6 protein-coding genes are annotated in these 10,249 nt (G+C 39.4%); all 6 read left to right on the top strand.

The window, feature by feature from the left end:
• A partial coding sequence (locus tag V4T18_RS17835; RefSeq protein ID WP_332651739.1) for a hypothetical protein occupies nt 1-237 on the top strand: 237 nt, incomplete at its 5' end.
• 524 nt (nt 238-761) lie between these two features.
• On the top strand, nt 762-1,448 hold the full coding sequence (locus V4T18_RS17830; protein ID WP_332651737.1) for a response regulator transcription factor: 687 nt from the start codon (nt 762-764) through the stop codon (nt 1,446-1,448).
• A 229-nt stretch (nt 1,449-1,677) separates the two neighbouring features.
• On the top strand, nt 1,678-3,087 hold the full coding sequence (locus V4T18_RS17825; protein WP_332651735.1) for an S-layer homology domain-containing protein: 1,410 nt from the start codon (nt 1,678-1,680) through the stop codon (nt 3,085-3,087).
• Nucleotides 3,088-3,254: 167 nt separating this feature from the next.
• A complete protein-coding gene (locus V4T18_RS17820) occupies nt 3,255-6,986 on the top strand; it encodes an S-layer homology domain-containing protein (protein ID WP_332651734.1) in 3,732 nt (1,243 codons plus the stop codon).
• Between the two features lie 87 nt (nt 6,987-7,073).
• On the top strand, nt 7,074-9,851 hold the full coding sequence (locus tag V4T18_RS17815) for an S-layer homology domain-containing protein (RefSeq protein WP_332651732.1): 2,778 nt from the start codon (nt 7,074-7,076) through the stop codon (nt 9,849-9,851).
• A gap of 164 nt (nt 9,852-10,015) precedes the next feature.
• Nucleotides 10,016-10,249: hypothetical protein (locus tag V4T18_RS17810; RefSeq protein ID WP_332651730.1), on the top strand; the 234-nt coding region annotated here is incomplete at its 3' end.

Raw genomic sequence — 10,249 nt, 5'->3', positions numbered from 1 at the left:
TCCGCACAAAAGGAAGTCGTATCCGAACAAAAGCGGCGGCTATCCGCACCAAAGGCGGTTGTATCCGAACAAAAGCGGCGGCTATCCGCACAAAAGGAAGCCATCCGCACAAAAGCAGGTCGTATCCGAACAAAAGAAGCGGCTATCCGCACAAAAGGAGGTTGTATCCGAACAAAAGCGGCGGCTATCCGCACCAAAGGAGGTTGTATCCGAACAAAAGAGGTGTCCCATTACTAGAGTGAAATCTCACCAAGGCCTTTTTCAATAGTCCAATCAACGGAATCTGAAAAGACATCCACAAATGATTGCGGTTTCCAATAAAATCAACAAAATCCCTCGAGACATCAACAAATTATCCTCGCTCCCAAACATACCAACAAATTCATCCCCATAATCAACCGCAAAGGGTCAACCATCCAGCCCCCAGTTCCCTGTGAATCATCTACCGCCGTCCAGCCCCAGTCCCGCGCGAATCATCCCCATCAACCACCAAATCACCCCAATCCAACAACCTCTAAAAATCTTCCAAAAGACTCTCTCCTACAAAAAATTCCTATTTTTAATTACAACTGGTACTATTTAGTAATATAATGGTAGTAAATATATATTAAGATTCATCACCGTAAGTCGGGGTTGCGTTATATGCACTACACACTACACTCTTAGCGGACGGGCATCCAGGGCTTGGCTTCAATCTCTTCGTGTGCTCCTGACGCTACCACTTTCGTCGCAAAATTAAATTTCAAGGAAGGAGTTATGCCATGAAAGCAGAAACAATCTTAATTGTGGAAGATGATCAGGATATTTCAGGGATTTTAGCACTTTATGTGAAAAATGATGGCTATAAGGCGATTCAAGCGATGACGCTTCACGATGCTATGGAGGCTGTGAAAGAGCACGAGCCAGATTTAATATTGCTCGATGTCAATTTACCAGACGGGAACGGCTTTGACTTTGCCAAGGAAGTACGTAAAATAGCAGAAACCATTATAATCTTTATAACAGTAAAAGATTCTATTGACGATAAACTAGAAGGTTTTGATTCAGGGGCGGATGATTACTTAACGAAGCCATTTATACCGAAAGAGGTTATAGCGAGAATCCGTGCAAATTTAAAACGTCGCCAGCAATCCAAGCCAAGCGTTATTGAAATAGGGGATATTACCATTAATGTTCAGGAAGCAATGGTATACAAAGCGGGGGAAATCGTGAATTTATTTACGAAAGAAAAGCAACTGCTATTTTATCTTGTCGAACGAGCCAATATGGTGATTAGTACGGAGCAGTTGATTGATAATATTTGGGGATATGATGATGTAGTGGATATAAAAACAGTGTCGGTGCATATAAGTACATTGCGTAAAAAAATTGAGAATAATCCTTCGAAGCCGGAAATTATTCAAACGATTCGAGGGTTTGGCTATAAGTTTGTGCTACATGATAAGTGATGGGACTGTCCGATAAACTTAAAATAAAAACGGATTTGGAAAACGAGAAGCTTCCCGAATCCGTTTTTTTTTTGATGGTTTTGAGTATCGAGCATGATCAATCCTTATTCGGGCTAAAATCGAAATCAAAAACCTCTATTATCGAAAATTTCTGAAAACAAAGAAAAATAAACCGAGTATGTTATAATTTCATTTAATGTTAATTTTTTCAATTTAAGGAGGGGTCCGATTGAGTAACAAATTATTTAAAAGTGCGCTCTCTGCTAGTTTAGCGCTAGGTGCGATTGTAGCTGTTACACCTGCTGTAGAAGCAGATGGTTTCAAGGATGTTAATGGTGATTCAGAAACAGGTAAAGCGATTGAACAGCTCGTCGATCGTGGGATTATTAAAGGCTTTGGGGATAATACTTTCCGTCCAAATAAACCGGTTACTCGTGAACAGGTAGCGCGTATGCTTGCAGGTGTACTTGAACTTGATACGAAGAATGGTACGAAAACATTTAAGGATGTACCGAAAACACATCCAAATTACGGTGTCATCTCAGCGTTAGCGGAAGCGGATATTCTTAATGGCTATAGCAACGGTACATTCCAACCAAAAAAACCGGTGACGCGTGGGGAAATCGCAATAATGTTAAGCAAAGCCTTCAAATTAACTCCGTCTGGAGAGACGCTACCTTTCAAGGATGTAAAGGCGGGTTCACCTACTTATAAATATGTAGACGCTCTTTATTCAAACGGGATCACAAAAGGAACAACAGCCCATACATTCGGCGTAAATAAGCCAGTTACTCGTGGACAACTTGCTACGTTTATTGTTCGTGCTGAAGCGAAGAAACATAGTTCTGTCACATTAGAAGCAGAAGAGTTTGGGATCGAGGATTTTTCGTTTATTGATGACGAGCAAGGCATTTATAATTTAAATTTATCAGAAGATAAGAAAAAAATTACCCTAACACCATTAAAAGAAGGCACATCGAAGTTCTTCTTTGAAGGAATTTCCGGATATAAAGATGGTGAAACGCTATGGGATTCACGTTTCTACTTTGTGAACGTAAAAAAGGAAAACGGGGGCTTAAAGCTCAATCTAGAAGAAGCCGATTTGTATGAAAATATCGAATATGCAACCTATGTATTTGATAATGAGGAAATACATTTAACCTTTACTCCAACGAAAGCGACAATCACAGATGCCAATGGAAAGCAGCTAGATCAATCGCTATATGATATCGTAATGACTGATCAAGATATTGAAGTTACGCTAGGAGAATTTGGTGATTTTAAATTGAATTTAAGTGATGATAAGGGGAACTCTAGCACGAAGCTAATCGATGCTTACTTGCAGAATTTCGTTTTAGAATTTGACTTATATGATACTAGTAAAAAATATACGTTAAATTCTAAAGAGCTAGGCTTTAAACCGGCATCATTCGAATTCCAAACAGCTTTCGATAACTCCGATAAACCGTATGAAAATCCAGTTACAGTTGACATTGTAAACAATGAATTAGTACTTAATGTTGTTAAAGACGGTGCTGTATATGTTCTTGTTAAAGGAGCAAATGGTAAAGAAAAAATTATTACAGTATATACCGAAATAGTTGCTGGTGAATTAGTTTTATTTTTAGATTGGGAATAATAGAGTTACAGGCTAAAGTCCGTCAGGTGGACTTTAGCTTTTTTTCTTGTAAGTTCGAGATACTCTTTTCAAATTCAACATTTTCCAATATTAATAGAAAGGTTCCAATAAAGAAGCCGATAATAAACATAGAGAAGTGAATTTTTCTATGTAGGGAGGAGTTACCTATGTTTAAACATAAATTTTTGAAGGCTTCGATGGCTACAGTGGTTGCCGCAGGAGCGGTCATTGCGGTGGCACCAGCGATAGCGAGTGCAGAATTTAAGGATGTTAAGAAGACGGCGCCGTATTATAACGCGGTCATGGATCTTGTGAATCGTGGGGTTATTAGTGGCTTTGCAGATAATACCTTTAAGCCGGATTTACATATGTCTAGAGGGCAAGCGGCGATTGTTATTGCACGGATGCTGAATTTAAGCACGACAGATACGAATGGCTCTTATTTTACGGATATAACAAGCGGAAATCAGTTTTACGGGGCGGCTGCATCGTTAGTCAATGCGGGTGTAGATGTGGCATATGAGGATGGCTCCTTTAAACCACGACAAAATATTACACGTAATGAATTTGCAAAAATGCTTGTACAAGCGTTTGATCTAGTAGGTACATCGAAATATTTACCATTTACAGATGTGGACTCTATGTACAGACCATATATTCAAGCGGTATATGACCATAAAGTGATGCATGGAGTGTCGGCCAACTCCTTTAAAGGGGATGGATATATCTCGCGAGGAAATATTGTACTAGCCGCGTGGAAGGCTGAGTCTGTAGCAAAAAAAGAAATAGAGCTAACAATCGAAGACCTTTCTAAATCGACTGTTACGACGGATGATGGCTCGTATAAATTTGTGGATGGTCTAAAGTCATTGTTTAACAGCTCAAATACTAGGGCACTTCAAGATGCAGTCATAACGGCAAAGGTTGTAAACGGCGTCATAACGGATGTGACAACCCTACAGCTGAATAACTCAGGTACCGATTCAACACCGATTGCCTTTAATGGTGGTCATATTAAAAATATGAAAAAGCTTGAAATTAACGGAGATTATATCTCCTTGAAAAATATGACTGTAAATGGTGACGTCACTGTTGGTTATTATGCTGGAATGAGCTTTGCAGCTGATAATATAAAGGTGAATGGTCGTATGATCGTGGAAGATGGCTATAGTAGCTCTACTTCACTCTCCCTGCAAAATACTGAAGTGGAGCAGCTTGTAATAGAACGGGATAGTATCGTGCTCAATGCGAATAAACCCATCGCGAAGGTAAGGCTAGCACCGAGTGTTTATTCAGTAAGCTTAAATGCAAAAATGAAGCGCCTCGATATCGCTGAAAATAGCTATGTAACAATCAAAGGAAATGCCAGTATCGAAAAAACGTATTTAGAGATGGGGGCAGATGTTGACCTCCAAATGAATGGACGAATTCAGGCATTTTTCGTGGAGCATCGAGATTCGACGATTTATTTATCTGGGAATACAAGCATTCTATCTTTAACGATTCCGATTTCAGGTCAGGTTGACGATATTGTTTACTATTGGTGGGGCAATCGCTATAACATTGCAAGAATTGTCTATGAGGGAAGCTCGTCTAATCTTAATGGATTCGAAAAGCCGGTGGTACCACCAGTGAGTGAATATGATAAGGCGGTGCAAGCGGCCGTGACATCCTTTGGGGCAAGCTGGGATGCTGATGGTTCGCTACTATCAATTGTAACAAACTTTGGAACGTTCAATAAAACAGAGCTGAAAAATATTACAGTAGATACCGTTCTTCAGGCTACAAGTGGCTTTGCTGGTATCCCAGACTCGACCACTTATACGGTCAATTTGAAAAATAACAACGGTGAAGAGATCCCAGCAACCGTGACAGTTGGAGAATTAAAAAGCGGTATTAGCTTAAGTACACTTTCAGGCTTATCAGCTAAGGAGCTTTTACAGTATACAGAAAAAGGGAAAGATCAATGGGATATTGAAATTCAAGGTCTAAAAACAAATGTCACATTAAACGTAGGCCTTCTGTTTAATGGTTCTGCCGTTCGTTCGAGTGTTGTGACGATTACACCTTCCGGGGCATACAGCAATGCGCTAGCGGAGGCGATTCAATCGTTCACGGCTACAGGAAATGACAAGAAACTTGTTTTTAAAACGAAATTTGGAAGAATCGATGGAGCCGTATTACAGGATGCAACTCTTGATGCGAAAGTAAAGCTGAAAGAAGGACTCGTGAATACGGACGGCTCGAAAAAATATAATTTTACAATTCTATATAACGGATCGGATGTTACAGGAGCAGGAAAAGCAGTTACAGTACAGCAGCTTCGAGATGGCGTACTATTAAGTGATATTTTAGGCGTATCTCCAGCAAAATTAACCGACCACCGACCGGATACAACAGATACGTGGACGATTGAGGTACCCGATTTAGATGAAAAGGCAACATTCGATTTTGATTTATTAGTCGATGGCATCCCTGTGAAGAACAGCTCGGCGTCAGTGAATGATACAACGGATGGCAACTATTATGCCGCAGTAAACGCTGCCATTAAAGGCTATACAGCAACGGGTACTAATAATGTGTTAACATTAACTACACAATTTGGTGAGATTAATACAACTGTGTTGAAGGATACCATCATCAAGCGAAAACTGAAGCTATTAACAAATCTGCCAACGAATGATGAGATTGAATATAAAGTCGAATTGAAGCGAGACGGAGCATTGATTCGAGATTTTACGGTAACAGAAAAAAATTTACTAAACGGTATTTATTTTTATGAGGAGAATCCCAAAATTACACTCTTTAAACGTAATTCGAAGGATACTATTACTGTTACACTAACAGATATAAACGGTCAAGTCGTAACAGAAAAAGCAGAATTTGAAACGGCGTTATCTGTGGAAACGGAAAACAAAAATGATGTATCTAGTGATGTCGTATCTGCCTTCCTAAATAACACGTTAGCAAACTATAAGGATCCTGTTGTTTTTACTGGAGTTGATAGTAATGAGTTATCTCTCGGATTTAATCACAAAGTTCCAGAAGAGCTTATGAAAAAGTCATCTGAAACGGTTAAGGATTATAACGAAAGAATACTAAATACATTATTCTCATTCCAATTACCGGGTGTGAAGGATAGTAATAATGTTGAACGCACTGATTTAACAACAGCTGATGTTGAAGTAGCTTTAGGGACATCAAACAGTTCAATTGATTGGTCTAAAGTGACAGTCAATGTTAAGGATAAACAGCTAACAATCAAGCTAAACGATAATATGGTGAGTGCGATTTCTAATAGCCTTGGTCAGCTTCGCATGACGATGCACCTAATGAATGCTATTGAAAATCCAAGTCCAAACGATTATAAGAAGTTTAAAGTACTATTCGAGAAGCATAATCCGTCGACAATTAAAGCCAAATATGTTCCTTTAACAAACGAAGCGAAATATGAAACAGAAATTAAAGCATTTAATTTATCAACAAGAAATAATGAGCTACTAGTAGAAACTGAGTTTGGTTCAATTGCTTCTTCCAATACTGAAGGAATCGATGCCCAGCTTACAGCTACTTCAATTAGTGAGGGTGGGAATTACAAAGTACGTGTATTTTATAACGGTGAAGAAATTGTTCATCCAACAAGCAGTGAAGCGATCGATTTAACAGCTGCCGAGCTAACAGGCGGTGTGAAGCTTAGTGAAATTATAGCTAGGATTACTGGCACAACAGCTACCGAAGCGCCATTATACGGACACCAAAACCGTACGGATACATGGAAATTTGTAATTGAGCCAACAAAATCAGAAAGCATCGCAATCACTGCCCATCTATTAGTTGATGGAGAGCAGGTTCGCTCGAGATCCACGACGGTCAATGTTGTGAAAAGTTCAACGAATTAAAGCAAACTTTACCAATGAAAGAGGGTGCTCCATGCTTATGCATCACCCTCTTCATTTTTACTACTTTGAAAAAAAGAGGTGTTCGAGTTGAAGAAAAATCTGCACTCAACCAAATTATTAGCAAGCTTAACCGCGGTAACCGTTGCTACAGCAGCAATCGCACCGGTAGCGGGTGCAAGCTTTACAGATATTAAAGGACATACATACGAAAAAGCGATTTTAGCGTTACAAAAAGATGGATTAATCGCAGGCTATCCAAATAATACGTATAAACCAAATAAAAAGCTAAGCCGATCAGATGTTGTGCTGCTTTTAGGCAGATATATGGTATCGCTTGGCTATGAAATTCCGTCAGATTACAAATCCGTCATGCGTTTTTCAGATTTATCACCAAAATCCAATGAAACTTTATTGCAATATGCTGCCCTTGTAAAGGATCATGGGGTTTTTGTCGGAAGTAATAATAAGCTCATGCCACAAAATGATATGCTTCGCGAGCATATGGCGTTAGTACTTGTACGGGCCTTTTCTGTTATTGATGATTTTGATTATATGAGCCATACAGAAGATGAGATATTCCTACATGAATATATAGATATTGATAATGCATCGCCACAAGGGCAAAGAGCAATCAATGTGTTAGATTTTTACAATATTTCTGTTTCAAACTATTTTTATCCAAAAAGTGCGACAACACGGGGCCAGTTTGCGGGCTTCCTATACGGCATGATTAACATTGAATCACCAGTACGTAATAATGAAAAAAATACAATCGAATCCGTGCACGTTGTTTCGGCTGACCGACTAACGGTAACGATGAAGGATGGATCAGAACATCATATCGTATTAGACGAACCGTTAGAGGAAAACATCGCAACGCCGCTTACGTTAACAATTAATGGCATCAAGCATGAGACAACAGTAACGTACGTTGTGCCAGATTTAAAAGTGGTAGATATCGAAAATATTAATGGTGGCCAGTTTGTGATTCACTTTAACCAAGAGGTAGATCTACAAACGACGTATAAGCCCACTGATCTTGATAAAATTTTAAAATTAACAAGCTTAGATTATAATCATTCGGTTTCTTTTAAAAAAGGTGAGCTAAGTGCCGATAAACGTTCCTTTAAGGTGACAATTGGCTCTTCGAATGCACTGAACAAGCGTTATCGTATCGCCATTAATGGTGTACATGCCGAGAATGGTAAGGCTTTACCCGCCTATGAGGATATTGTCTACTTCACAGAGGATAAGGTAGCACCGACGACGACCTGGACCGAAATTTTCGACGGTACCAAGTGCAAGGTTATTTTCTCTGAGCCTATTAATTATACGTACGGAGCGCTGCAATTTAAGCTAGCAAACGGAGCTACAGTAACAGGTGTGACCTATACGTATGAGCAAAATGCAACAGAGATTCTATTCGACCTTAAAAATGCTCGCTCAAGCAGTGGTATTTTACCCGATGGCGCAGAAGTGACAGTGACATTTGGAACCGTTACTGACATCAACGGTAATATTTCAAAGCCCAATCCATTAAAGGCCGAACTTTATAAAGGGATTCAGGATGGCATTCCTCCTACGGTGCAATCTATTACGCAATTAGGCGCGAAAACATTCAAGCTATCGTTCTCAGAAAATATGGCGCCAATTCGTAGCTATGATTTATCCATTCGTTCTTCTAATAAAAATTATTATGTTGAAGAAATTGAGAGGCTAGAAGATGATCCGTCTTCATTTATTGTGACGGTGGATGATTACTTACAAGGAAATGTAGAAATTGCGACAAATACGAATCGGACAGTTAGCGATGTATCGGGGGAAACGGCGAAGTTTAGTAAATATCATAACTTTAAGTATGATACTAGCGCTGCCACTATCGAAAAAACAGAGGTCATCCGAGAAGATAACCAGGAATACCTCTATGTTACATGGAATCGTCCCGTTATTGTAGGCAACAAAGCATCCGTTACATTGCGTGGGAAATATGAGGTTGATGGGGTTCAATATTCTATTTCTGAATCGGAATCAGCAAGAGTCGAGCAGGTAGCTGGAGAGGAAAATGTGGTACGAGTATTACTACGAGAGGCTCTGTACGGCTTTGATCGCAAAAACGGACAATACGATGTAAATTTAGCGTTCTCAAACGTATTTAATGAATATAATAAGCCAGTCAATAACGGCTCTGTTTCCTTTAAACGAAACGGTGATCATAATTACAATACGGAGAAGCTACAATTACTTTCCGTCCAAACATCACGTACAACGAATGCGATTACGGATAGTAACCGAATCTTGCTTAACTTTAATCACAACGTCAATAGGGCACTTGCAACAAATCTTGAAAACTACAATTTGCAGGGCTATACAATTGAAAGAGCCCGTGTGTATGAGGCAAATCCAAAGCAGGTTGAGCTCATTATTAAGGAAGGCACGATTCTTAGTCAAACTGAAGCATACTTATCTGTATGGGATTTAAAGGCGGAAAACTCCAGTGAAGAAATGGAAAATTATTATGAACTCGTGTTTTTAAATGAAAATGTGAAACCAACGCTTATCAATCGTGAAGTATCAGGCCCACGCGAGTTAACTCTAACTTTCAGCGAGGCAATTAGTAACGTTGCAGACAATAGCTTTATCGTAAAAAATAGCAGTGGCAACATCGTATCTGCCACAACTGCAAATCATTCAGAAGATAAAACGAAGGTAGTTATCACGCTTGCAACAGATATTATGCGCTACCAGGAATTTTCAATCTCACTAAAACCAAACAGCTGGATTAAAGATCTCTACGGTAATAGCAGCGACGCCTTTATAGCCGGCCCTATTACTGTGTATGCAGGCGGATTTATCCCACAATATTAAGTACAAGTAGAATAGTCTGCTGATCATGGAATAGAACGAACTGTAGCCAAACTTTGATGTTGGGCTACAGTTTTTCTTTTTGGGGTGAGGAGTGCGGGTGTTAGTAGCACATATAGCTAGTATTTTTGCCGTGAATTTTCAGATTGGCGAGTAAATTTCAAAAAGTGGCTAGTATTTCAAAAAAATCGGCTATTATTTTTCAAAAAGTGGCTAGTATTTTCAAAATTACGGCTAGTATTTTTAAAAGCCGACCGTATCCGCATAAAAGAAGTGGCTATCCGAACAAAAGCGAGGCGTATCCGCACAAAAGAAGTGGCTATCCGAACAAAAGAGGTGGCTATCCGAACAAAAGCCGGTCCCATCCGCACAAAAGAAGCGCCTATCCGAACAAAAGGGTT

The sequence above is a fragment of the Lysinibacillus sp. 54212 genome, assembly GCF_036662795.1.
GTDB lineage: Bacteria > Bacillota > Bacilli > Bacillales_A > Planococcaceae > Lysinibacillus_B.
The sequence above is the reverse complement of the archived record's forward strand: the minus strand, read 5'-3'. Positions and strand labels throughout refer to the sequence as shown.

Bases quoted from the DNA above. Each gene is read 5' to 3' on its own strand.
- V4T18_RS17830 (WP_332651737.1), top strand. From the start codon at position 762: ATGAAAGCAGAAACAATCTTAATTGTGGAAGATGATCAGGATATTTCA.
- V4T18_RS17820 (WP_332651734.1), top strand. From the start codon at position 3,255: ATGTTTAAACATAAATTTTTGAAGGCTTCGATGGCTACAGTGGTTGCC.